Origin of the sequence: Pseudonocardia halophobica, assembly GCF_027922425.1 — a bacterium.
In the GTDB taxonomy this organism is placed as follows: Bacteria; Actinomycetota; Actinomycetes; order Mycobacteriales; family Pseudonocardiaceae; genus Pseudonocardia; species Pseudonocardia halophobica.
On sequence record NZ_BSFQ01000015.1, the window covers coordinates 80,891 to 105,148 of the forward strand.

Below are 24,258 nucleotides of genomic sequence, written 5' to 3' on the forward strand. Positions count from 1 at the left end.
CGCAGGGCCGACGACCACCGTCGACGGCTGACCTGGGGAGACACCCTTCGAGGCGGATTGAAGGGCGTTTGGAGCCGGCCCGGGCATCGTGGCACTGCGAGAGCGAGCCGCAGCGCCCGGACGACAGGAGATGACCATGGACACGACCGACGTGGTGCTGGTGGTCGGCGCCGGCCCGGTGGGCCTCACGACCGCCTGCCAGCTGGCCCGCCAGGGCGTGCCGGTCCGCATCGTCGACGCCCTCGAGCAGCCGACCACGGAGTCGCGCGCGGTGGGCGTGCACGCCCGCAGCATGGAGATGCTCGCCGCGCTGGGCGTCCTGCCCCGGCTGGAGGCCCGCGGCCGGCGGATCGACGCCCTCGAGATCCTCGACGGCCGTACCGGCGCGACCCGCACGCGCCTCGACGTCACCGGCGTCCCCAGCCGCCACCCGTACGTCCTCGACGTCCCCCAGCCCGACACCGAGGCCGTCCTGGCCGACCGGGCCGCCGAGCTCGGCGTCGTCGTCGAGCGCGGCGTCACGCTCACCGCCCTGACCCAGGACGCCGACGGGGTCGACGTCACCCTGCGCACCCGCGACGGGGAGGAGACCGTCCGCGTCGGCTGGGTGGTCGGCGCCGACGGCGGCCACAGCTCCACCCGCACCCTCGCCGGCACGAAGCTGGAGGGCGGCTTCCACGGACAGCACTTCGCCATGGCCGACGTCGACGTGGACACCGCGTGGGCCCCCGACACCATCCGCATGTTCGAGCACCCCGACGGCATGGGGATCCTGTTCCCGCTGGCCGGGACGCGCGCCCGGATCATGTTCTTCGTCGACGACCCGGGGTCCGGTGCCCCCGACCCCACGCTGGCCCAGATCCAGGCCCTGGCCGACGCGCGCATGGGCGGCAAGGTGACGGTGCGCGACCCGCGCTGGCTCACCTATTTCGAGGTCCACCACGCCCAGGTCCCCCGGTACCGGCTCGGGCGCGTGCTGCTCGCCGGCGACGCCGCGCACATCCACAGCCCCGCCGGCGCGCAGGGCATGAACACCGGCATCCAGGACGCCGCCAACCTGGCCTGGAAGCTCGCCCTCGTCGCCCGGCACCGGGCGGACGCCGCGCTGCTCGACAGCTACCACGACGAGCGCCACCCGGTCGGCGCCATGGTCGTCCGGACCACCACCACGCTGACGAACGTCGGCACCGCCTCGGGCCCGGAGGCCGCCGTCCGCGACGTCGCGATGGTCGTCGTCGGCCACCTCCCCCGGATCGCCGGCACCGGCGCCGCGACGCTGGCCGAGACGACGATCGGCTACCGCGACAGCGCCCTCGCGGTGCACCGCGGCCACCACCGCCACGGGGCCGCGCGGGCGGGTGAGCACGCCCCGGACCCCGACGGCCTGCTCCGACCCGACGGCACCCCGGTGACCGTCGAGGACCTGCTCGGCCGGCCCGGCATGGTGCTGCTGGTCCGCACCGAGGACACGGCCACGGTCGACGAGCTGCGCGGCGTCCTCGGCGACCTCGGCACGGTGGTCCGCGTCGTGTCCGACGCGGGGGCGTCCGGGGAGTGCGTCGTCGACCCGGACGACGTGCTCGGCAGGGAGTACGGCCTGGGATCCGAGGGCCTCGCCCTGATCCGCCCCGACGGCTACCTCGGCCTCGTCGCGGACCCGGCCGACACCACTGCGTTGCGCGCCTACCTCGCCGACACGCTGCGCATCGGACAGCCGTCGACCGTCTGACGCGGGCTCAGCGCGGTCCGCCCTCCTCGTCGAGGTCGGCCGTGACGACCTCGATCAACGACGGGCCGTCCGCGCTCAGTGCATCCTTCAGGGCCAGGACGAACGCGGCGCCGTCGGACACCGAGCGGGCCGGGACGCCGTAGCCCCGGGCGAGGGCGGTGAAGTCGATGCCCGGCACGTCCATGCCGGGGGTCTCGCCGGTGCCCAGCACCTCGCCGAACCAGCGCAACGCCCCGTACGTGCCGTTCTTCAGCACGAGGATCACCACTGGGATCCGGTGGCGCGCCGCGGTCCAGAGGGCGGTGATGCCGTAGTTCGCCGAGCCGTCGCCGATGACGCCGACGACCTGCCGGTCGGGCCGCCCGAGCTGGGCTCCGACCGCCGCGGGCAGCCCGAAGCCGAGCCCGCCGGACGCGGGGAACAGGTAGCTGCCCGGCTCGCGCAGGTCCATCTGGGACCAGAACGAGGCGGCGGTCGAGGTCGACTCGACCACGTAGAGCGCGTCGTCGGGGGCGTGCTCGCGCAGCAGGGCGAAGAGCTCGTCGGGGTGCACCGAGTGCGGCGACGTGCGGGGCGCGGGGAACGGGGGCAGGGCCGGCAGCGGCGGGCGCGCGGCGACCGAGACCCCGTCGGCGAGCGCGGCCAGTGCCGGCCCGACCGGGGCGACGACGGCGTCGCCGAACGGCGCGCGGGCCGCCTCCTTCGGGTCCTCGGTGATCTGCACCAGCCGCGTGCCCTCCGGCAGGTACCGCCCGGGCAGGTACTGGTGGTAGCGGAACACCGGCGCACCCACGACCAGCACCAGGTCGTGGCCCTCGAAGGCCGTCGAGACCTCGCGGACGGCGGCCGGCAGCACACCCCGGAACGCCGGGTGGCGCGTCGGGAACGGGCAGCGCGGCGCCGACGGGGCGATCCACACCGGGGCGCGCAACGCCTCGGCCAGCCGCACCGCGTCGGCGTTGGCGCCGGCCGCGTCGACCTGCGGGCCGAGGACCAGCAGCGGGTTCTGCGCCCGGTCGAGCAGCGCGACGAGCTCGGTGACCTGCTCCTGGCTCAGCGACGCGCCCCCGCGCACGGTCCGGCCGGGCAGGAGCTCGCTGTCGGGGTCGGCGTCGGCGGCCCAGTCGTCGTAGGGCACCGAGACATAGACCGGGCCGCGGGCCGGCAGCAGGGCGGTGTGCACCGCCTGGTCGATGGTGCGCGGGACGTCCGCGGCGCAGGCGGGCTCGCTGCTCCATTTCACCAGCGGCTGGGGCAGGGCCGTGGCGTCGACGTTGGCCAGCATGACCTCCTGCCCGATCGTCGAGCGGACCTGCTGGCCGGCGGTCAGCACGAGCGGGCTGTGCGAGTAGACCGCGTTGGTCAGCCCGCCCATCGCGTTGCCGGAGCCGGAGGCGGCGTGCAGGTTCACGAACGCGGGGCCGCCCGTGGCGAGGGCGAACCCGTCGGCCATCGACACCACGGCGCCCTCGTGCAGCCCGAGCACGTAGGTGAAGTCCTCGGGCATGTGCGCCAGGAAGGGGAGCTCGTTGGAGCCGGGGTTGCCGAAGATCGTCGTCAGTCCCCGGGCCCGCAGGATCCGGTAGGTCACCTCGGCGACCGTGGCCATGTTCCGCCTGCCTCTCCGCCACCTCCGCCGGTGACGCGACCACGGTAGGAAGACGGCCTCCATGAGGCCAATGAGTCCTGGTGATGGTGACATAGGTCTGGTCTATGCGCGCAGGTCGCGGCGTGGTCGACCTGTCGTTGCTGCGCACCTTCGTCCTGCTCTTCGAGTGCGTGCCGCTGGAGGTCGGGTCGGCCGCCACCGAGCTGCCGCAGTGATCCGCGATGTGCTGGCGCGCTGAGCCGTCCGGCGCGGACACAGGATGTTCACCGCCGACGCGTGTGTCGCTCGCGCCGCCGCGCCGCCGGCCTCCTAGGGTTCTCCTGGTCGTTCTGCTCGGGAGGTCGGATGCTCAGGCGCGCACCGCTGTTCGGCGGCAAGAATCGGGTCACCTTCAGCCTGCCCGCCCACGAGCCTGCGGGGCAGGTCAGCGTGGTGGGCGACTTCAACGCCTGGGAGCCGGGCCGCCACGAGATGGTCCGCCGGCGCAACGGGACCCGCAGCGTGTCGGTCGTGCTCCCGCCCGGCGAGCACCGCTTCCGCTATCTCGCCACGGACGGGGTCTGGCTCGACGACGACACCGCGGACTTCGTCGACGCCGGCGGCAGCTGGGTCCGCGTGCAGCCACGCGAACGTCGGTAGCCGTCCCGGCGCCGCGGAATCAGGCGAGCAGGGCCGCCGCGCGGGCCGCGCCGCTGTAGACCCCGGCCCGGACGCCGTTGCGGGTGGCGCGCATCCGGGCCCGGCCCGCGGCGCCGCTCCGGTGCCAGGCCAGCAGCGCCTGGCCCCAGCGGGTGCGGGCCAGCCGGACGGTGCCGGCGGTCAGCGCGACCTCGGCCCAGCGGCCCGCGATGTCGTCGAAGCCGTCGCGGTAGGCGAAGACCGCGGGCTGGACGTACGCGAGGCCCGAGGGCAGCCGCGTCATCATCGGCGCGTACTCGGCCAGCAAGGTGTCGAGTGCGTCGTAGCGGGCGGTGCGGTTGGAGCTGATGCTGCCGGTCCGCATCAAGCGCATGTCCACGTGGTACCGGCGAATTCCCCAGAACAGCGGGGCCGACGCCCGGGTGCCGATCCGCAGCCACATTTCCTGGTCCACGGCGCTCGTGAGACCCGTGTCGAACAAGCCGACCTCGTCGAAGCAGCTGCGCCGCACGAGCAGTGAACTGCCGTTGTGCGCGGGATTGTTCTCCGCGAGGAAACGGTCCATGTCGCAGGCGCCCGCGGGCTGCCATCGCGGGCCGACCACCCGGCCGCTCTCCAGCATCACGCGGGTGTGGCAGAAGGTCGCGCCGACCCGACCGCCGACGGTCTCCATCACCTGCAGCTGACGCCGCAGGAAATCCGGGTGCCAGCGGTCGTCGCCGTCGAGGAATGCGACGAACGGCGCGGACGTCTCGACGATGCCGAGGTTGCGCGCCGCGCCGGACCCGGCGTTGGCGGTGGAGATCACCCGGATCCGCCGGTCCCGGGCCGCACGGGCACGGACGATCTCCGCGGTGTCGTCGGTGGATCCGTCGTCGATCACGACGTACTCGAACCGACCCTCGGTCTGCCGCCGCACGGAGTCGACGGCCTCCCCGATCCACGGGCCGACGTCGTAGGCGGGCGTGATCACCGAAACCACCGGACCGCGTGACGGGAGCGAAGAGCTCATAACGGCTCCAACGATCCGATACGTCGCGCAACGTTCCCCCGGAGGGTGGAATCGCGGCGGCGGAGAAAGGTGATCACGACACGGAGGTGAACGCCGGTCGGCGGAGAAAGGGCGCGGAATCGAATGCGCGCCGCTCGGCCCGGAGTGGGCCTGCTGGAGCAGCAGTGACTCGTTCTCCCGTAGGCCGACGGCAGCCGTACGGCCCCCTGACCGGGGTCGTCCCCCTCGCAGGATGACGCGGTCTCCTCCCCCGGCGCGCACGATCGATCGCTCGGTGGGCCGTTCCGGGGCGGTGCCGGAGGACGGCCGGTCCGACCGACTGTGGAGGCGACGTGGCGATCGTTCCCGAGACCAAGATCTCCGTCCCCCCACTCCCGGCGGACACCGTGCGCCGGCCGCTGTTGCGCCGCGAGCTCGACGCGGTCCGCGACGTCGGACTGGTGTGCGCGCCGGCCGGGTACGGCAAGACCCTGCTGCTCGCCGAGTGGGCCGAGGCCGGGCGGCCGTCGATCGACACCGCCTGGGTGCACCTCGACGGCGACGACGACGACCCGCGCCTGTTCTGGGGCGCCCTGCTGGCCGCCCTGGCCCGCTGCCCCACCGTGCCGGCGGGCGCGACCGTGCGCACCGGCCCGGACGGCCGGGGCTGGGATCTGTCGGCGGCCGGCCGGCCCGAGTTCGGGGCCTCGGTCGTGGCGGCGCTCGGCGAGCTCGACCGCCCGGTCCGCCTGGTGCTCGACGACGTCCACGAGCTGAGCGCGCCCGAGGTCCTCCACGACGTCGCCCGGCTCCTGCGCCACCGCCCCGGCACGGTGCCGGTGGTCCTGGCCGGCAGGTGGGACCCACCGATCGGGCTGCAGCGCCTCCGGCCCCAGGGCCGCCTGGTCGAGCTCCGGACCGACCGCCTGCGCCTCGACCGGGACGAGGCGGAGGCGCTCCTGCGACGGGTCGGGGTCCAGCTCCACGCCGAGCAGCTCGACCGCCTGTACGGCCAGACGGACGGCTGGCCGGTCGGGCTGCGGTTCGCCGCCACGGCGCTGCAGGCGTCGTCGAACGTCGAGGGCTTCCTGACGAGGTTCTCCGGCGTCGACCGGGTGGTCGCCGACTACCTCGTCGGCGAGGTGCTCAGCGGGCTGCCCGCGTCGTCGGTCGAGCTGCTCCGCCGCACCAGCGTCTCCGACGACGTCCCGGTGGCGCTCGCCGTCGAGCTGTCCGGCCGCGAGGACGCCGGGCACGTCCTCGCCGAGCTCGAGTCCAGGTCCGCCCTGGTCCGCCGGCGCGGCCGGACGCTGGAGACGTACCGGGTGCAACCGCTGATCCGCAGCTACCTGCGCGGCGATCTCCAGCGGCGCAGCCCGCGGATCGCCGGGGACCTGCACTCCGTGGCGGCCCGCTGGTGGCTCGGGCAGGACCACCCGGCGGCGGCCCTGGCGCACGCCGCGGTGGCCGAGGACCCGGCCCTGCTCGTCGAGGTGGTTCGCCGGGTCGCCGTCCCGCTGCTGGTCACCGGCCAGCACCGCGCGCTGCGGCGGGCGCTCCGGAGGGCGGGGGACACCGTCGTGGCCGCCGATCCGTCCTTGTCGGTGGTGGCCGCGCTGGCGGCCCACCAGTCCGGTGATCGCCCCGCCGGCGTCGCGGCCGCGCGGCAGGCCCGCCGACGGTGGCCACCGGAGCCGCCGGCGCAGCTCGCCACCCTGGGCACGATCGCGGACCGGCTCGGCGGGCTGCCCCGGATCGTGGTCCGGGAGGCCCCGCCCGGGGAGGCCGACGGCCTCCCGCTCGACGAGGCGACCGAGCTGTTGTCGCACGTCGCGGACTGTGCGGCCCGGGTGCGTGAGCGGGAGGGCCCCGCGGACGCCCGGCCCGTCCGGCGCACGCTCGACGAGCTGCTGGTCCGGGCCCGCCGGACGGGCCGGGACCACCTCCTCCTGCAGTGCCGCGCGACGGCGGCCGCGGCGGCCGCCGCGGACCGGGACGTGCACGCGATGCGCGAGCACGCCGCGCACGCCGACGCCCTCGCCGGAGCCCGCGGGTGGACGGCCTCGCCCGCGGCGCTCGACGCCCTCGCGCTGCTCGCCCACGCCACGCTCCTCGCCGCCGACCCGGGGCGCGCCCTCCACCTGGTCGTCGACGCCCTGCCCCGCGCCGAGACCGCGGAACCGCGGCTCCGGTTCGCTCTGCAGGCGCTGCAGGGCGCGGCCCTCGCCGACAGCGGTGACCGGCCCGGCGGTCTGGAGACGCTCCAGCACGCCCGGGTCGTGCTCGGGGACCACGACGCCGACCAGGTCGAGATCGCGCTCGCGGCCACGGTGGAGTTCGACATCGCGCTCCGGCTCGGGCACCACGCCGCGGCCTCCGCCGTGCAGGGCTGGCTCGCCGGGCGCTGCGGGACCGTCGGCGAGGCCGTGGTCATGCGCGCCCGGGCCGACGTGCTGGGCGGCCGCGTCGACCAGGCCCGCGCGACCCTGCGCGGCCTCCTCGACGACGGTCCGCCGGCCGTGCTGCCGGCCACCGTGGTGGAGGCCCACCTCCTGTGCAGCGAGCTCGCGATCCGCGCGGAGGACCGGTTCGCCGCGGCCCTGGCCCTGCGGGACGCCGTCGGGCTGGCCGAACCGCACGACCTGCTCCGGCCGTTCGTCCAGGCCCGTCCCGCGGTGCGCCGGCTGCTGGCCCAGCAGTACGGCACCCTGGAGGTCGCGCACACCCTGCCGGGCCGGGCGCTGGTGCTCGCGCCCCCGGACGGCGAGCGACTCGACGCCGCGCTCAGCGTCCGCGAGCAGGCCGTGCTCGAACTGCTGCCGTCCCTCGAGTCGCTCGAGGAGATCGCCGCCGACCTCACCGTCTCGGTCAACACGCTGAAGACGCACGTCCGGTCGATCTACGGCAAGCTCGGCGTCGGCAACCGCCGCGACGCCGTCGTCGTGGGCTACGAGCACGGCCTGATCCATCGCACCGTCTCCCCGCCGCGGCGGGGGACGGCACGCACGGGGCGGCACGTCCCCGGCCGCGCGGGAGGAGCGACGAGGAGGACCGGATGAGGACCGCGCCCTGCCGAGATCCACAGAAACGACACTGAGGACTTTCGCCACTTCGCCCCCGACCGTCGAGCTGCGAGGGTGCCCTGACGTGCCCGGACACCCTTCGTGGGACCGGACCCGCCCCGACGCGGACGACCGCCGTCGGCAGGGGACCGGGCAGGTGGACGCGAGGGGCGCATGACGCGGCACCGGTCGGTCAGGCTGAGGAGGGCGAGCGGGCACCGGGCGGAGCCCGACCGCTCGATCCTGCCGGTGCCCGTCGCCGGGGGTCTCGTGCGCCGTCCCCGGCTGCACGACCTGCTCGACGACGGCGCGGCGGCCCCGGCGACCCTCGTGGCCGCGGCTGCCGGGTGGGGCAAGACCGTGCTGCTCGGCTCGTGGATCGAGGCCGGCGCCGGCGGCCGGGCCGTGGCGTGGGTGACCCTCGACGCCGACCAGGACGCGCCGCAGCCCTTCTGGCGAGCCGTCGCGGCGGCGCTCGTCGAGGCGACGGGCGGGGACACGGCCGACACCCTCCGCCCGGTCGTCGCCGGCGGCGTGGAGACGGAGTACCTGCCGGCCGCCGTCGCGGACGCGCTCCGGGACGTGCCGACCCCCGTCGTCCTGGTCCTGGACAACTACCACGAGATCGGCTCGGCCGAGGTGCACGCGGGGCTCCTCCGCCTCGTCGAGCGGCCGGTCCCGAACCTGTCGATCGTGATCGCCACTCGCAGGGACCCGCCCTGGCCGCTGCAACGGCTGCGCGTGGCCGACCTGCTCCGCGACGTCCGTGCCACCGACCTCGCGTTCCGTTCGGACGAGGCCACGGAGCTGTTCGCCCGCCTCGGCGTGGACCTCACCGCCGTCCAGGTCGAGCGGCTCCTGGACCGGACCGAGGGCTGGGCGGCGGGGCTGCGGCTGGCCGCCCTGCACCTGCACGACCGGTCGGACGTCGACGGCGCGGTCGACGCCTTCTCCGGCGACGACCACAGCGTCGCGGGGTACCTGCTGACCGAGGTGCTCGACCAGCAGGCACCCGAGCTGATGACCTTCCTGACCGCGGTCAGCGTCGTCGACCTCGTGTGCGCGGATCTCGCCCGCGTGCTCACCGGCCGCTCCGAGGCGGGCCGGGTCCTGGCCGATCTCGCGGCGTCCCACCTCTTCGTGCGCGAGGCGGACCGTCCGGGGCGCTGGTTCCGGCTGCACCGGCTCGTCCTCGACATCCTCCGCGCGCGCACGATCCCCGCACGCGAGCGCCGGGACCTGCACCGCCGGGCGACGGAGTGGTTCCGCGGCCACGACATGCCGCTCGAGGCCATCCGCTCGGCCGTCACCGGCGGACTGTGGCGGCTGGCGGCCGACCTCACGGGCGTCCACGCGGTGGCGCTCGTGATGGGGGGCGACGGCGCGCTGCTCGAACACGTGCTGGCACGGGTCCCGAGCGCCGTCGCGGGGGCGTACCCGGAGCTCGCGGCGGGGCTGGCCGGGGCCCGCATCGCCCAGGGCAGCGGGCTCGACGTGGCCCGGCTCCTCGAGGCGGCCGGCACCGCACCGGACGGGCTGCCGGACGACCGCCGACGGCGTGCCGAGGTGCTCCGGCAGATGAGCGCCGGCGGCCTCGGACGGCTCCTCGGCGACTGGGCCGCCGTGCAGGAGGCCTACCGCCGGGTGCCGCACGAGTCCGGTGCGCTCGCGTCGCTCGGGATGGCCGGCGCGGAGATCGTGCCGGTGGTGGCCCACAACAACCTCGGCACGGCCGCCCTCTGGACCGGCGACCTCGACGCCGCCGAACGCCATCTGAGCGCGGCCACCGACGCGGCGGTACCCGGCGTCGTCCTGGCACAGTTGAACGCCGCGTCCTACCGGGCCCTCCTGCGGGCCGGGCGCGGCGAGCTCGACGCCGCCGAGGCGGAGGCGCACAAGACCCTCGCCGCCGCGGCCACCGCCGGCCTGGAGCTCGCGGTGCAGGTCGTCGCGGCCCACCTCGCCCTCGTGCGGGTGGCGCTGGACCGGGGCGATCCGGCGGCCGCCGACGAGCAGCTGGCCCGGCTGCCGGAGTCCGAGAACATGAGCGCCGAGCCGCACGTCCGGCTCGCGACCGCGCTCCTGGCCGCGGAACGGCGCGCGACCTCCGGGGACCACGAGTCCGCGTTGGCGGTGCTCCGGACGGCACTCGACGCGGAGGCCGCCCGCGCCCCGCGGATCCTGCGCGAACGGGCCGAGCTCCTGGAGGCCTCGCTCGTCGCGCACACGGGCGACCCGGAGCGCACCCTCGCCCTGCTCGACCGGACCGGCCCGCCGACGACGCCCGAGGGCCTGGTGGCCGCGGCGCTGCTCCGGCTGCGGCTCGGGGACGTCCGCACCGCCCAGCGGTACCGCGCCGGGCTGGGCGACCCCTCGACGGTCCGGCTCCGCGTCCAGGGCCTCCTCCTCGACGCCCTGCTGGCCGCGGCGGCCGACGACCAGGACCGCGCCCGGGACCGGTGCGAGGACGCCCTGGTCATCGCCTTCCCCTGCGGGTTGCGCGGTCCGTTCCTCGCCGAGGGGACCGATCTGCGCCCCGTACTGCAGGCGTGTCTCGAGCGCGGGACGGCGGCTCCGGGGTTCGTGCTCGACCTGCTCGGACGCCTCGCCGCGGGACCGGAGGACACCGGAGCGGTCCGGCCGCTCGCGGACCCGCCGACCGAACGCGAGCGGACGGTCCTGCGCTATCTCAGCAGCAGCCTGAGCAACGCCGAGATCGCCGCCGAACTCTACGTCTCGGTCAGCACGGTGAAGACCCACCAGCGCGCCCTGTACCGCAAGCTCGGGGCGACGGGCAGGCGCGACGCGGTCCGCCGGGCCCGGCTGCTGGGGCTGCTCTGAGAAGTCGGCCGGCCCGGGGGGCGCGCTCATCCCGTGCGGATGGTGTGCCGTCCCGCCGGCACCGGCATCGTCGACCCGTCGACCGCTGGAGGAGGTCACAGTGAGCTGCGAGTACTCGGTGCGCGTGCGGGGACGTCTCAGCCCGGCCCTCCTGGCCGCGCTGGACCCGCTCCGCCCGGCCCATCCCACGGAGACCGAGCTGCGCGCGCGGGTGGACGACCAGGCGGAGCTGCAGGAACTGCTCGCGCGGCTGCAGGATCTGGGGATCGAGCTGGTCGGGCTGCAGCGGATCCCGGCCGGCCCGCAGCGCGACCCACGGCGCCAGGAACAGCCCTGACCACGCGCTGACCAGGGCGGTTCCCGCGGCCCGACGGGCCACGACCACCCGTCCAGGATGACCACTCGCCTCCTCGGCGCCCCGACACTCGTCCGTGTCGGCAGGGTTCAGGGGAGTCGGAGGCGTCATGGTGCACATGCTCGGCGGGCCGGCGGCACATCCGGGCCGGGTCGCCCTCCGCGTCGCGGCGGCCGCCCTCGGCATCGCGGCCGTCGCAGGATGTTCGGCGCAGCCGCCCGCGCCGCCGTCGGCCCCACCCGCGGCGCCCGCGACGACCTCGGCGCCCGCGACGACGGGGTACTCGCCCGCACTCTGCACGGCCGCCGCGGAGTTCCAGACCGCGGCCAACGCGATCGTCGGGCTCGACGCGACGAAGGTCGGCACCGAGGGCGTCAAGGCCGCGCTGCAGGACCTCGCCGACGCGGGGCGGAACCTGGCCACCGCGGCGGACGCGCAGTTCGGTCCCCAGGTCGACGCCCTCGAGCAGGCGCTCGCCGCGCTCGGGACGACCATCGCCGGCATCGGGGACCAGGCGAGCCTGTCGTCGAAGCTGGGGGCGCTCGCCGCGTCCGTCGCCCAGGTCGAGGCCGCGGCGGCCCCGATCGTCGAGAGCGTCCGGGCGGGCTGTCCGGCGATCCCGACGGTCGAGACCCCTCCGACGTCGTGACGCGCACGGCGGGCCGTCCCCGCGACGGCCCGCCGTGCCGCGTCACCCGGCCCGGCCGTCCCGCTCCGCGGCCCCGACGACGAGCCCGTGCCCGTCGCCGCGGGTGGCCGCGTGCGGTCCGTCCGAGCGGGGACGACGCCCAGGACCCGGACGCAGCAGACCCAGGCCGTGGAGCCGTTCGAGCCGCCGGACCGTGTACGGGTGGGAGCGCGGCAGCTGCGCGAGTCCGACCCAGAATCCCCGCAGCTCCTGGCCCTGCCGGAGCAGCGCGGAGATGTCGACGTGCCGCTCGGTGTGGTGCGGCCGGGCCCTCGGACCTCACCTGCGCCGCACCACGCCGGCGCCGCCGCCGGTCAGTGCGCCGGCTCACCGAGCGACCGGCCGAGGGCCTTCGCCTTCAGGGAGTCGTACTCGGTCTGGGTGATCGCGCCCTGGTCGAGCAGGCGCTTCGCCTCGGAGATCTGCGCGGTGGGCCCGCCGGCGTCGCCGTTCGCGGTCGCGATCCGGCGCACGTCGCGCTCGTAGGCGGCGCGGACCGCGGCGGCGTCCGCCTGCCGGCGGTCGCCCATCTTCCGGCCCTCCGCGATCAGGTACACGAGCGAGCCGAGGATCGGCAGGACGATGATCAGCACCGTCCAGCCGGCCTTGCCCCAGCCGCCGATGTCGTCGCGCCGGAAGATGTCGCCGAAGATCACGAACATCAACCAGAACCACAGGACGAAGCCGAAGAACACGAGCATCGTCCAGAACAGGTCGAGCAACGGGTAGGCGGTCTGTGCGAGGAGCATGTCCAACCCCTTCTTCCTGGTCGGCCGTCCGGGCGTACCGGGTCAGGGGCCGGAGTCGCTCCGGCCGGTGGTCCGCGGCGCCGGCGCGGCGTTCGTCACCGGTGTCGTGCCTCAGGAAGGACGATCGACCGTGATCGGCGCCGGTGTGCCATCCCGGACGGGTGATTGCGGGTCGGCGAGGACGTCCGGGGTGGGCGGCGCCGGGGGTTCCCGGTCGGGCCGGCGGGGCTGATCGAGGAACTGCACGACCCCGAGCAGGACCAGCAGCGCGACGACGACCCACAGGACGTCCCAGCCCGACGGCCGGTCGATCAGCACGAGCACGAGCGCGGCGAGGACCACCAGGCCCGTCCGCAGCAGGGTGAGGTGGGCGTGCACCCACGGCCCGACCGGGCCCTCGGCGAGCCACCGGCCGACCGCGCCGCGCCGCAGCGACGCGACGCCCCCGGCGAGCGCGCCCCGGAGCCGGACCGCGGCGGGCGAGGGACCCGTGACCCACGCCCCCAGCGCGACCACCAGGCCGACCACGAACAGCGTGCGCAACGCGGCGCGGACGAAGCGCATCACGATGTCGAAGGCCGAGGACACGGCCGCGGCCGACGACTCGGCGACGGCGCCGACGACGAGGCCCCGCACCGCGAACAGGGCCAGGGCGAGCACGAACATCGTCGCCATCACCCCGATGCCCACGACCATGGTCGCCCGCCGTCGGCGGCGCGCCAGCAGGACCCCGCCGATCAACAGGGCCAGGGTGACCCAGGGCAGCCACGTGGCCGTGATGTCGAGCAGGTGGTAGAGCGTCTGGGCGCGGATCAGGGTGCTGGCCGGGAAGAGGTCGATCGTGGGATGGATCGCGGGGATGCGCGCCGCGAGCTCGAACCCCGACGCGACGAGCTTCTGCTTCGCGGCCTCGATGAACGGGTAGAGGTCGAGGACGACCTTCCCGCCCTGAATGCCGATCGCCGAGGACTGTCCCTCCAGCACCGCGACCATCTGCTGGTGCGAGAGCGTGAGCGCCTGCTGCGCCGCGGCGACGAAGGCGGGGCTGGACACCAGCTCCTGCACCTTGCCCCCGACGAAGCTGCGGGTGCCGTCGGCCAGCGGGCCGGTGAGCCCGTGCAACCGCTCGGCGATCGGGGCGGGCAGCCCCTGGGCGGCCAGCGCGTCCACCGCCTGGTTCGCGAGCTGTTGCACGTCGACCTGGGTGAAGATCTCGGCGGTGACCCGGTCGGACACCACCGTCTGCACCGCCGGGTCCTGGAGGACCGGCCCCACGGTTGCCACGAACCGGTCGGTGTCGGAAAGCTGGTTGTGCGTCCACACCGCCAGCACCGACACGGGGACCAGCACCAGGCCCAGGACCAGCAGCACCGCGGAGGCGATCGAGGCCCACCGGATCGGCCGGCGCCGGCGCGCGGCCGGCGGCGGTGCAGGCGGTGCGGCACGCAGCGCGGCCAGCTCGGCACGCAGCCGTTCCAGCTCCGCCCGCTCCTCGGCGGTCAACGGCGCCGCGTCCGGTGCGACGGTGGCGGTCGCTCCCGTCGGATCCGGGGGAACGGGCTGGTCGGGTCGGTCGACGACGGACATCGTGGCCCTCCTCGCCTGCGGCGCCCGGACCAGCGCACCTTCTGACGGAAGGCCCCGGGCGGCATCACCTGGTCCGGGCGAGCGCGATGCGTCGCCGTGCGCTCACGGAAGCGGATCGGGCAGGACCGAGACGAGCGTGAGCCCGAGGGCATCGAGCTGGGCGATGATCCCGTGCAGGTGCGAGTCGTCCAGCACCTCGCCGTCGATCACCGTCTGCGGCGGAAGCTCCGTGATGCGCATGTCGCCGAGGGCGGCACGCGCCTCCTCGGACAGGACGCCGTCGACGCGGAACTCGTAGTGCATGGGCCAAGCTCCGTTCTCGTCGGCGGCGCGGTCAGCCGGAAGCGAGGCTGCCCGGCGCCGCGGGGCCGGTCCTCATCCGTGACGAGTGAACGGGCCGTGCGGCCCGGCCGCTGCGGTCACCGCGGGTCGGAGCCCGCCACCAACGGGAACCCCCGCAGGATCTGCTGCAGGTGCATGACCTGCCGGGGGAAGAACTCGGCGATGGTGAACCCGACGACGTCCACGACCCGCTCGAGGTCCGCCACGATCCGCCTGGCCTGGGCGCTGGTGAGCCCACCCGGCTCGGCGCCCAGTCCCAGCACGATCTCGTCGCTGTCGATCGTGTCCACGTCGAAGTGGACCGCGACCTTCGAACAGCCCGTCTCCGCGATCCAGTCCAGCAGCGGGGCGGACGACTCCCGCAGCCGGTCGGGGCCGAACGTCCGGATCCCCCACTCGGCGACGTTCGGGAAGTCGTCGTCCGTCCAGGCGTGCAGGCCGGCGAGGGCGACCCGGTCCGCCGACACCGTGGCCGGGAGCAGCGCCTGGACCTCGGGGTCGCCGTGGCCGGTGAGGGCGGACACGGCCATCGCGTGGTAGCCCGGGTACGCGCTGCGGCCCGTGCCGATGTCGGGGTGCGAGTCGATCCACACCACGGCCAGGTCGTCCCCGTAGCGCTCGGCGAGCACCGAGAACGGCGCGACGCTGACCGCGCACTCCCCACCCAGGGTCGCGATCCGCGCCGGCGCCTGCTCCCGGATGAGCTCCAGCGCGCGGGCCAGCTGCGTGACGACGACCGTCTTCGCCTCGATCCCGTCCCGCTCCTCGAGACCCTTGTCGGTCAGGCTGACCGGTGCGGTGACCGTCGGGCCGTCGTGCGGGGGCAGGACCGCCTCCAGCACCGCGGCGCCGACGGCGTAGCCGCGGCGGGCGACGTCGAACGGGAACTCCGGCGCCAGCGCCGTGACGCTGGAGGTCCCGGCACCCTGCCACTGGGGCCAGATCAGCCGCAGGTTCACCTCGGCCGGGGTCGACGGTCCGGAGCTCATGACCGGCCCTCCTCTCGCGGTCCGGTCAGCCTGCCACCGCGCGGTAGCGGCCGGGCTCCACCTCCGCGACGACGCCCGTGCGGACGAGCCGGGCGATGTGCTGCTCGGCGGTGCGCGCCTCGACGCTCTCGACGTGCGGGGCCTCGACGTGCGGCCGGTAGACGAACCGGTGGTCGACGACGTCGGCGAGGGTCCGCGGCTCGGCGAGGAACTCCGTCAGCGCCTCGTCCCGCCGCCCGATCACCTCCCGGTACGCCCGCAGCCGGCGGCGGAACTCGTCCGCCCCCTCGACCACGCCCTTCTGGTGGAAGGTGCCGAACCACCGCGCGTCGACGGACCCGCAGATCTCGATCGACCGCTCGAAGCCCTCGAGGCTGCTCACCCGGTCCCCGTAGTACGGCCCGAACGAGGTGAGGTCGATGTCGGCGATGTAGAGGAAGCCGTCCGGCTCGACCAGCAGCCCGCAGTGCCCCGCCGTGTGCCCGGGCAGGTGCACGACGGTCGCCGTGCGGTCGCCGAGGTCGAACCGGTGGCCGTCCGGCACACCCACGGCGTCCGGGCGGCTGCGGACCCGGAACTCGGCGGCCAGGGAGTCCGCGAGCTCCGCCGTGGCGTCCGCGGGCAGGCCGTACCCGGCGAGCAGCTCCTGCGTGTCGCGGACCGCGGGCAGGTCGGCGGTGTGCACGTGGACCGGGGCGTCGAACGCGTCGATCGCCACCAGGTGGTCCTCGTGGGCGTGGCTGACGACGACCGCGTCGGCCGCCGGGAGGGTGTCCTGCTCGACCAACGCGAGCGACGGGTCCACGAGGAGCGTGCCCGCGCTGCCCCGGACCAGCAGCGAGTTCCCGTACGGGTAGCCGCCGCCGTTCGCCGCCCGCAGCAGCGTCACCTGCCCGTACTCCTCGGGTGTCCAGCCCGTCGTCCCCATCGACGCCTCCCGTCGTGCACCATCGCCTCCCGGTAGTTCTGCCCTGCGGCCACGGCCCGCGTCAAACGGTCTGCACTAACCTCGGGGCGTGGATCGGGGGAACCTGCGCATCTCGGACGCCGACCGCGAGGCTGCCGCGCAGAGGCTGCACCTCGCGATGTCCGAGGGCCGCATCACGCTGGCCGAGCTCGAGGAGCGCCTGGGCGCCGTCTACGCGGCCAGGACCTACGCCGAGCTGGAACCGCCGTTCGCGGACCTGCCCGCGCCGTCCGGTCCGCCCGCGGCACCGCAGGCACAGGTCCCCGCCGTCCGCGAGGACGTGCACCTGAACACCGAGATGGGGTCGATCAAGCGGACGGGCGACTGGCCCGTCCCGCCGAAGCTCCGGCTGACGACCAGCATGGGCTCGATCCACCTCGACCTGACCGGGACCGCGACGCCGCCGCGGATCGCCGTCGACGTCGCCACCGGGATGGGGTCGATCACGATCGTCCTGCCGCCCGGCGGGTCGGCGGACGTCGACGGCGTCAAGACCTCCTGGGGATCCGTGTCGACCAAGGTCCCGCACACGCCCTCCGGGTCCGGGCCGCACCTCGTGGTGACGGGCAGCGCGGGGATGGGCAGCCTGACGATCCGGCACGCCCGCAAGGGGTTGAAGGACTGGTTCGGCGCCTGATCAGCCGAGCGTCGTCTCCGCGGCACCCGACGGTTCGGGGTCCGGGAGCCGCCGCATCCGCAGGGAGTTGGCGACCCCGAGCGCGGCGGCGAGCAGCGGTACGAGCAGCCCGATCTGCAGCGCGAACGGGCGGGCCTCGGTGTTGATCCGGATGATCTCCTGCCGGATCGCCTCCGGCTGCGTGGCCAGCAGCTCCGCGAGCCGGGTGTTGCTCATCAGCTCGGCGTCCTCCTCCAGCACCTGCGCGACCTGCTGTTTCTCGGCGGGCGGCAGCACCGTGCTCGCCTCGGTCTCCGCCGTGAAGGTGTAGGCCAGGGCGGCCAGCATGATCGCGCCGGCGAACGCGAGGCCGAAGGAGAGCCCGAACGACCCGGCCGCCGAGTTCACCCCGGCCGCCTCGCTCACCCGCTCCTCCGGGACCGGGGACAGCGTGTAGTTGTTCAGCTGCGACACCAGCAGGCCCAGCCCCGCACCGGCGATCACGAGCGGGCCCACGAGCACCCAGCCCGAGTCGGCGCGCGGCACGAGCGGCAGCAGGACGAGGATCCCGATCACCACCAGCCCGAAGCCGACGCCCACCACGGTGGCCGGTCGGCGCCTCCCGCTGCGCTTCCCGGCCAGGATCGCCAGCCCGAACATGCTCAGCGACAGCGGCGCGATCGTGAGGCCGGCCTCCATGGCGTCGTACTCGAGGACCATCTGCAGGAAGATCGGGAGCACGATCATGGTGCCGCCCAGCGCGATCTGCTGCAGCAGCTGCTGGGAGACGCCGACCCGGAAGTGCGCCGAGGAGAACAGCCCGGGGTCCAGCAGGGCGGGCTCCGCCCGGCGTGCCCGGTGCCGCAGCCAGAACACCAGACCCACGAGCCCGAGGACGCCGATCGCCAGGACGAGGCCGACCCGCTCCCCGCCCTCCTGCCACACCAGGATGCCGAGGACGAGGCCGCCCATCCCGACGACCGAGAGGGCCGCGCCGACGACGTCGACGCCCCGGGGTCCGGTGTAGGGGACGTCGCGCACGAGCTTCGCGCCCCCGAGCACCACGGCGATCACCACGACCTCGAGCACGAACCCGACCCGCCAGGACAGGTAGGTCGTGATGAAGCCGCCGAGCAGCGGGCCCACGGCGGCCGCGATCGCCGCCGCGGCCCCGACCAGGGCGTACACCTGTTTGCGTGCCGCGCCGTCGAAGTTGCCGTGGATCAGCGACTGCATCGCGGGCAGCAGCAGCGACGCGCCGATCCCGCCGATCACCGCCCAGAACACGATCACCGCGGTCAGGCCCTGGGCGAAGGCCATCGCCGTCGCGCCCACCGCGTAGCCGAGCAGCCCGAGCACGTAGGCACGCTTGCGCCCGATGAGGTCGCCGACCTTGCCGCCGATCAGGATGAACGCGGCGGACACCAGCGCCTCGAGCGCGATCGCCGACTGCACCCCGCTGACCGTCGTCCCCAGGTCGCGGACCACGGCGGAGATCGACACGTTCATCAGCGACGTGTCGACCACCAGCACGAACATCGCCATCGCGAGCAGGAGCCCGAGGAGACGGCTGCCTCCCGCGCCCTCCGCCGCCCGCGGGTCGTCCTCGCCGCTGCTCACGCCCCGGTCCCGGCCGCGCCGTCAGGCCTTCTCGCCGCGGTACGGGACGAGCGCCCAGATCACGATCACGTTCAGCGCGATGAGCATCAGGCCCCAGATCGGGAAGTGCGGGAGGAACGCGAAGTGCGCCACGATGTTCAGCGCGGCCGCCGTGATGCCGAGCGCCCGCGCCCAGGACGCGCCCCACAGCACGCCGGCGCCCGCCGCGCCGAGCAGCACGGCCAGCACCAGGTGGATCCAGCCCCAGGTGGTCAGGTCGAGCATGTAGGTGTACTGCGGCGTCCGCACCACGACCTGGTCCTGGACGATCGACGCGATGCCGGTCAGGACGCCGCAGGCCCCCGCGAGCAGCATCAGGACGGCGGCGAACAGGGCGAAGGTGGTCGTGTACTCCGTCCGGCCCCCGGGTGTCGCCGCTCCGCCGGGCTCGGCGCGGTGCGGCGTGGCGTGCGTGCTCATCGTGGACTCCCTTCGGCGGTCCAGGTGTCGAGCGTCACGCTGACCCCTCGGCACCGCCGCGGCCCCATCCCGGAGGGGTGAATCGACATCGGCCGGCGGGCCTGAGACTCCGGTCCGGATGGACGACGGCGACGGGGGAGGCGCGGTGGGTGCGGAGAGCGAGCGGGTGCGGGGGTTCGCGAGCCTCGACGAGGGGCTGCGGTCGGGGGACCCGTGGTACCGCTGGGGCCCCTACCTGAGCGAACGGCAGTGGGGGACGGTCCGCGAGGACTACAGCCCGGACGGCGAGGCCTGGTCCTACCTGCCGCACGACCGGGCCCGCTCCCAGGCCTACCGCTGGGGCGAGGACGGCCTGGCCGGGTTCTCCGACGTCGAGCAGCGGCTCTGCCTCGGCCTGGCGCTGTGGAACGGGCGCGACCCGATCCTCAAGGAACGGATCTTCGGGCTGACCGGCCCGGAGGGGAACCACGGCGAGGACGCCAAGGAGTACTGGTGGTACCTCGACGCCGTCCCGTCCCACGCCTGGAACCGCTGGCGGTACCACTACCCCCAGGGCGCCTTCCCCTACGAGGACCTGGTGGCGACCAACGGGGCGCGCGGCCGGCACGACCCGGAGTACGAGCTGCTCGATACCGGCGTCTTCGACGACGACCGCTACTGGGTCGTCGAGGTCCACTACGCGAAGGCGGACCCGGACGACCTGCTGGTCACCGTCGAGGTCACGAACGCCGGCCCCGAACGGGCCGAGCTGCACGTCCTGCCGACGCTCTGGTTCCGCAACACCTGGTCCTGGGAGCCGGACGCCACGCCGCCGGCGATGCGGGCGACCGGGCCCGCGACGGTCGCCGTGCCGCACCCCTTCCTCGGCGGCCTGGAGCTGGCCGCCGGCCCGGCCCCCGACGGCGCCGGGCCCGATTTGTTGTTCTGCGACAACGAGACCAACCTGCGGCGGCTCTACGGGACACCCGGGCCGGAGTACCCGAAGGACGGGATCAACGACCACGTCGTGCGCGGCGCGGCCACGGTGAACCCGGAGGGCGCCGGGACCAAGTGCGCGGTCCGGTACCGGCTGGCGGTCGACCCCGGCGGGACCGTGGAGCTACGGCTGCGGCTGCGCCCGGCGGACCGGCCGGGCGACCTGGGCGAGGAGTTCACGCGGGTCCGCGACCGGCGGCGCGCGGAGGCGGACGAGTTCTACGCCGAGCTGACGCCCGCGGCGGCCTCCGCCGACGAGGCGAACGTGATGCGGCAGGCCTTCGCCGGGCTGCTGTGGAGCAAGCAGTTCTACCACTACGACGTGGCCCGCTGGCTCGACGGCGATCCGGGCCAGCCTCGGCCGCCCGCCTCCCGGGAGCACGGGCGCAACGCCCGGTGGCGGACCTTCAACTCCTTCGACGTCATGTCCATGCCGGACAAGTGGGAGTACCCCTGGTTCGCCTCCTGGGACCTCGCCTTCCACTGCGTCGCGCTGGCGCACGTCGACCCGGGCTTCGCCAAGTACCAGCTGATCCTGGTGTGCCGGGAATGGTTCCAGCACCCCGACGGCGCCCTGCCCGCCTACGAGTGGGACTTCGGCGACATCAACCCGCCGGTGCAGGCCTGGGCCGCGCTCGAGGTGTTCGCCCTGGACGGCGCCCGCGACGTCGACTTCCTCTCCCGGGTCTTCGACAAGCTCCTGGTCAACTTCACCTGGTGGGTCAACCTGCAGGACTCCGACGGCTCGAACGTCTTCGAGGGCGGCTTCCTCGGCCTGGACAACATCGGCCCCATCGACCGCTCGCACCTGCCCCCGGGGTTCGTGCTGGAGCAGTCCGACGCGACCGGCTGGATGGCCGCCTACGCGCTGGCCATGGGCGTCATGGCGGCCGTGCTGCGGGCCGCCGGCCAGCGGCCCGCCGACGACCTGGTGCGCAAGTTCCTCGAGCACCTCGCCGCCATCCGCGGCGCCGTCGAGGCGGAGGGTCTGTGGGACCCCGAGACCGGCCTGTTCGCCGACCGGCTCCTCGCCCCCGACGGCACGGTCGTGCCCGTCGCCGTGCGCTCGATGGTCGGCGTGATCCCGATGCTCGCCGCCGGGGTCGCGGACGAGACGACGCTGCGGCGCGCGGCCGCCGCGGGCAAGCACGTCTCCCGGCTCCTGGACCGCAAGGGCCTCGACGACGAGGCGGACCTCGCCGCGCGCGGGCTGCTGCGCGGCGGGCCGGGGAACCGGCAGCTGCTGCTCGGCGTGGTCGGCGTCGACAAGCTCGAGAGCCTCTTCACCCAGCTCTTCGACCCGGCGGAGTTCCTCTCGCCGCACGGCCTGCGCTCGGTGTCCGCCTACCACCGCGAGCACCCGTACGTGCTCGACGCGCCCGGCCTGCACGCCGAGATCGACTACGAGCCCGCCGAGTCGACCGTCGCGATGTTCGGCGGCAACTCCAACTGGCGCGGGCCGGTGTGGTTCCCCGTCAACCACCTCGTGGTGACCTCACTGGAGCGCTACCACCGCTTCTTCGGCGACGACCACACCGTCGAGTACCCCACCGGCTCCGGCAAGCGGCTGCGCCTGGACGAGGTCGTGGCGGACCTGTGGGAGCGGCTGGTGTCGCTGTTCCTGGTCGGCGACGGCGGCCGGCGGCCCTGCTTCGGCGGGGTCGAGCGGCTGCAGCGCGATCCCCGCTGGAAGGACAACCTGCTGTTCAACGAGTACTTCCACGGCGACGACGGCGCGGGGCTCGGCGCGTCGCACCAGACCGGCTGGACCGGGCTGGTCGCCGACGTGATCCGCCGCCGGCACGGCGCGGTCGACCCGGTCGGGGACGTGCTGCGCACGCTGCGGGAGCGGGGGCCGGACCGGTGAGCGGGTCCCCCGTGCTGCCCGGGGCCGTCGCCCCGTTGGGTGCCACCGTGCGCGCGGGCGGCACGAACTTCGCCGTGGCCTCGCGGGCCGACGCGGTCGAGCTCTGCCTGTTCGACGGGGCGGACGAGCGCCGGCTCGTCCTGCCCGAGTACGACGCCGGGGTCTGGCACGGCTTCGTCCCCGGCGTCGGCCCCGGTCAGGCCTACGGCTTCCGCGCCCACGGGCCCTACGACCCCGCCCGCGGCCTGCGCTACAACCCGGCCAAGCTGCTGCTCGACCCGTACGCGCGGGCGGTGAGCGGCGAGGTCCGCTTCGGCCCGGAGGTGCTCGGGCACGACCCGGACGATCCCGAACGGCCGAGCATGCTGGACTCGGCCGCGCACGTCCCGCGCAGCCTGGTCGTCGGCCGTCCGGCGACGACCTCCGAGCCGGCGCCGCTGTACTCCTACGCCGACACCGTCGTCTACGAGGTGCACGTCAAGGGGTTCACCGCGACCCACCCCGGTGTGCCGCCCGCCCTGCGCGGCACCTACGCCGGGCTGGGGCACGACGCCGCCGTGGCCCACCTCGTCGGTCTGGGCGTGACCACGGTGGAGCTGCTCCCGGTGCACCACCACGTGTCCGAGGCGTTCCTCCCGGCGCGGGGGCTCACGAACTACTGGGGCTACAACACGATCGGCTACCTCGCCCCGCACCCCGGGTACTCCGCCGAGGTCCGGCGCGGGCGGCCCGGCGGGGAGGTCGCCGAGTTCCGGGCGATGGTCGAGGCGCTGCACCGGGCGGGCCTGGAGGTCGTGCTCGACGTCGTGTTCAACCACACCGGGGAGGGCGACCCGCACGGCCCGACGCTGTGCCACCGCGGCCTCGACAACGCCGGCTACTACCGGCTCGACCCCGCCGACCCGCGCCGCTACCTCGACACCACCGGCTGCGGCAACTCCCTCAACACCGCCGATCCGTTCACGTTGCAGCTGGTCATGGACTCGTTGCGGTACTGGCTGACCGTGATGGGCGTCGACGGCTTCCGCTTCGACCTGGCTCCCACCCTCGCCCGCGACGACGGCGGGTTCGACCGCCTCGCCGCGTTCTTCGACCTCGTCTCCCAGGACCCCGTGGTGTCGCGGGCCAAGCTGATCGCCGAGCCGTGGGACGTCGGGCGGGCGGACAGCTACGACCTCGGCCGGTTCCCGCCGCTGTGGCGGGAGTGGAACGGCCGCTACCGCGACACGGTCCGTGACTTCTGGCGCAGCCACGACGGTCTGCTCGGCGAGTTCGCGACCCGCTTCGCCGGCTCCGCCGACCTCTACGGCGGCCGCGGCCGCCGGCCCACCGCCTCGGTCAACTTCGTCACCGCGCACGACGGGTTCACCCTCGCCGACCTCGTGACCTACGACCGCAAGCACAACGAGGCCAACGGCGACGACAACCGGGACGGGTCGGACGACGACCGCTCGTGGAACTGCGGCCAGGAGGGCCCGACCGACGACCCCGAGGTGCGGGCGCTGCGGGCCCGGCAGCAGCGGGCGCTGCTCACCACGCTGCTGCTCTCGTTCGGGGTCCCGATGCTGCTGGGCGGCGACGAGCTCGGCCGCACCCAGCGCGGCAACAACAACGCCTACTGCCACGACGACGAGCTGACCTGGTTCGACTGGGCCCACGTCGACGACGAGCTGCTCGCCTTCACCCGCACGCTGATCGCCCTGCGGCGGTCCCATCCCGTGTTCCGCCGGCGCCGGTTCCTGTCCGGCGTCGACTGGCGGAACCTGCGCTGGTACAGCCCCGCCGGCACGATCCTGACGGCCGCCGAGTGGGCGGACCCGTCCGCCCACTGCGTCGCGACGTACCTCGACGGCCGGGACTCCCCCGACCAGGACGCCGAGGGTCGCGCGCTGCTCGACGACGACTTCCTCGTCCTGGTCAACGCCTGGTGGGGGCCCGTCGGGTTCACCGTGCCGGCGCTGCGCACCGGCCAGGTGTGGGAGCCGGAGATCGACACCTTCGACCCCGCCGCGCCGGGCGCCCACGGCAAGCCCACGGCCGGCGACGTCGTGACCGTGGGGCCGCGCGCGGTCGTCGTCCTGCGGGCCCCCGCCGACTGAGGTGCCGCGAGCCGCTCGGGACGGGCGGCGTGCGGCCCGCGTAACCCCGGTGTGATCGGGTGCGACCTTGGCCG

The 24,258-nt window shown here is 74.7% G+C and carries 18 protein-coding genes; 9 read left to right on the forward strand and 9 right to left on the reverse strand.

Annotation, left to right across the window (positions count from 1 at the left end; all coding sequences use genetic code 11):
- Positions 1–136: 136 nt before the first annotated feature.
- Entirely contained in the window at positions 137–1,729 is a 1,593-nt protein-coding gene (locus tag PKE99_RS18700) for an FAD-dependent monooxygenase (protein WP_197040702.1), read from the forward strand.
- Between the two features lie 7 nt (positions 1,730–1,736).
- Here PKE99_RS18700 and mdlC read toward each other — a convergent pair whose 3' ends face one another.
- Positions 1,737–3,338: a benzoylformate decarboxylase gene (gene mdlC / locus PKE99_RS18705; RefSeq protein WP_037047734.1), complete on the reverse strand. Its 1,602-nt coding sequence runs from the start codon at positions 3,336–3,338 to the stop codon at positions 1,737–1,739.
- A 345-nt stretch (positions 3,339–3,683) separates the two neighbouring features.
- Between mdlC and PKE99_RS18710 the strand changes: the two genes are divergently transcribed.
- A complete protein-coding gene (locus tag PKE99_RS18710) occupies positions 3,684–3,977 on the forward strand; it encodes an isoamylase early set domain-containing protein (RefSeq protein WP_037047736.1) in 294 nt (97 codons plus the stop codon).
- 19 nt (positions 3,978–3,996) lie between these two features.
- On the opposite strand, the gene PKE99_RS18715 is transcribed toward PKE99_RS18710, so the two are convergent.
- Positions 3,997–4,950 (reverse strand): glycosyltransferase family 2 protein, encoded by a 954-nt coding sequence (locus PKE99_RS18715; RefSeq protein WP_051737667.1) that lies wholly within the window; start codon positions 4,948–4,950, stop codon positions 3,997–3,999.
- 371 nt (positions 4,951–5,321) lie between these two features.
- On the opposite strand from PKE99_RS18715, the gene PKE99_RS18720 reads away from it, so the two are divergent.
- From PKE99_RS18720 to PKE99_RS18735, 4 genes are all read left to right on the forward strand, one after another.
- Positions 5,322–8,027: a helix-turn-helix transcriptional regulator gene (locus tag PKE99_RS18720; protein ID WP_037047739.1), complete on the forward strand. Its 2,706-nt coding sequence runs from the start codon at positions 5,322–5,324 to the stop codon at positions 8,025–8,027.
- Positions 8,028–8,204: 177 nt separating this feature from the next.
- Positions 8,205–10,871, forward strand: a complete 2,667-nt coding sequence (locus PKE99_RS18725; RefSeq protein WP_037047755.1) for a winged helix-turn-helix domain-containing protein — start codon at positions 8,205–8,207, stop codon at positions 10,869–10,871.
- 100 nt (positions 10,872–10,971) lie between these two features.
- On the forward strand, positions 10,972–11,208 hold the full coding sequence (locus tag PKE99_RS18730) for a DUF8691 family protein (protein ID WP_037047757.1): 237 nt from the start codon (positions 10,972–10,974) through the stop codon (positions 11,206–11,208).
- 127 nt (positions 11,209–11,335) lie between these two features.
- Positions 11,336–11,875, forward strand: coding sequence for a hypothetical protein (locus tag PKE99_RS18735; RefSeq protein WP_037047759.1), 540 nt, complete (start codon positions 11,336–11,338; stop codon positions 11,873–11,875).
- Between the two features lie 353 nt (positions 11,876–12,228).
- Here PKE99_RS18735 and PKE99_RS18740 read toward each other — a convergent pair whose 3' ends face one another.
- The 5 genes from PKE99_RS18740 to PKE99_RS18760 form a co-directional block, all read right to left on the reverse strand.
- The gene (locus PKE99_RS18740; RefSeq protein ID WP_037047762.1) at positions 12,229–12,663 is read right to left on the reverse strand and encodes an SHOCT domain-containing protein; all 435 of its coding nucleotides are present in this window, start codon (positions 12,661–12,663) and stop codon (positions 12,229–12,231) included.
- 111 nt (positions 12,664–12,774) lie between these two features.
- On the reverse strand, positions 12,775–14,250 hold the full coding sequence (locus PKE99_RS18745; RefSeq protein ID WP_081924282.1) for an LPXTG cell wall anchor domain-containing protein: 1,476 nt from the start codon (positions 14,248–14,250) through the stop codon (positions 12,775–12,777).
- A gap of 102 nt (positions 14,251–14,352) precedes the next feature.
- Entirely contained in the window at positions 14,353–14,553 is a 201-nt protein-coding gene (locus PKE99_RS18750) for a DUF8691 family protein (RefSeq protein ID WP_037047765.1), read from the reverse strand.
- 116 nt (positions 14,554–14,669) lie between these two features.
- The gene (locus PKE99_RS18755) at positions 14,670–15,581 is read right to left on the reverse strand and encodes an arginase family protein (RefSeq protein WP_051737668.1); all 912 of its coding nucleotides are present in this window, start codon (positions 15,579–15,581) and stop codon (positions 14,670–14,672) included.
- Positions 15,582–15,606: 25 nt separating this feature from the next.
- A complete protein-coding gene (locus PKE99_RS18760) occupies positions 15,607–16,509 on the reverse strand; it encodes an MBL fold metallo-hydrolase (RefSeq protein WP_037047768.1) in 903 nt (300 codons plus the stop codon).
- Positions 16,510–16,597: 88 nt separating this feature from the next.
- Here PKE99_RS18760 and PKE99_RS18765 point away from each other — a divergent pair, with 88 nt between their 5' ends.
- Positions 16,598–17,185 carry a DUF1707 SHOCT-like domain-containing protein gene (locus tag PKE99_RS18765; protein ID WP_051737669.1) on the forward strand — a complete coding sequence of 196 codons (588 nt, stop codon included), beginning with the start codon at positions 16,598–16,600 and terminating at the stop codon, positions 17,183–17,185.
- Here the strand turns inward: PKE99_RS18765 and PKE99_RS18770 are convergent, their stop codons facing one another.
- A complete protein-coding gene (locus tag PKE99_RS18770) occupies positions 17,186–18,784 on the reverse strand; it encodes an MFS transporter (protein WP_037047771.1) in 1,599 nt (532 codons plus the stop codon). It lies immediately after the preceding gene.
- A 21-nt stretch (positions 18,785–18,805) separates the two neighbouring features.
- Complete coding sequence (locus PKE99_RS18775; protein WP_037047774.1) at positions 18,806–19,243, reverse strand: DUF7144 family membrane protein; 438 nt, start codon at positions 19,241–19,243, stop codon at positions 18,806–18,808.
- A 145-nt stretch (positions 19,244–19,388) separates the two neighbouring features.
- On the opposite strand from PKE99_RS18775, the gene PKE99_RS18780 reads away from it, so the two are divergent.
- Positions 19,389–22,085 (forward strand): MGH1-like glycoside hydrolase domain-containing protein, encoded by a 2,697-nt coding sequence (locus tag PKE99_RS18780; protein ID WP_231498274.1) that lies wholly within the window; start codon positions 19,389–19,391, stop codon positions 22,083–22,085.
- Positions 22,082–24,184 (forward strand): glycogen debranching protein GlgX, encoded by a 2,103-nt coding sequence (gene glgX, locus PKE99_RS18785; RefSeq protein WP_037047777.1) that lies wholly within the window; start codon positions 22,082–22,084, stop codon positions 24,182–24,184. The genes PKE99_RS18780 and glgX overlap by 4 nt, the downstream gene beginning before the upstream one ends.
- The last annotated feature ends 74 nt before the right edge of the window (positions 24,185–24,258 follow it).

Bases quoted from the DNA above. Each gene is read 5' to 3' on its own strand.
- PKE99_RS18700 (WP_197040702.1), top strand. From the start codon at position 137: ATGGACACGACCGACGTGGTGCTGGTGGTCGGCGCCGGCCCGGTGGGC.
- mdlC (WP_037047734.1), bottom strand. From the start codon at position 3,338: ATGGCCACGGTCGCCGAGGTGACCTACCGGATCCTGCGGGCCCGGGGA.
- PKE99_RS18710 (WP_037047736.1), top strand. From the start codon at position 3,684: ATGCTCAGGCGCGCACCGCTGTTCGGCGGCAAGAATCGGGTCACCTTC.
- PKE99_RS18725 (WP_037047755.1), top strand. From the start codon at position 8,205: ATGACGCGGCACCGGTCGGTCAGGCTGAGGAGGGCGAGCGGGCACCGG.
- PKE99_RS18735 (WP_037047759.1), top strand. From the start codon at position 11,336: ATGGTGCACATGCTCGGCGGGCCGGCGGCACATCCGGGCCGGGTCGCC.
- PKE99_RS18740 (WP_037047762.1), bottom strand. From the start codon at position 12,663: ATGCTCCTCGCACAGACCGCCTACCCGTTGCTCGACCTGTTCTGGACG.
- PKE99_RS18745 (WP_081924282.1), bottom strand. From the start codon at position 14,250: ATGTCCGTCGTCGACCGACCCGACCAGCCCGTTCCCCCGGATCCGACG.
- PKE99_RS18750 (WP_037047765.1), bottom strand. From the start codon at position 14,553: ATGCACTACGAGTTCCGCGTCGACGGCGTCCTGTCCGAGGAGGCGCGT.
- PKE99_RS18755 (WP_051737668.1), bottom strand. From the start codon at position 15,581: ATGAGCTCCGGACCGTCGACCCCGGCCGAGGTGAACCTGCGGCTGATC.
- PKE99_RS18760 (WP_037047768.1), bottom strand. From the start codon at position 16,509: ATGGGGACGACGGGCTGGACACCCGAGGAGTACGGGCAGGTGACGCTG.
- PKE99_RS18775 (WP_037047774.1), bottom strand. From the start codon at position 19,243: ATGAGCACGCACGCCACGCCGCACCGCGCCGAGCCCGGCGGAGCGGCG.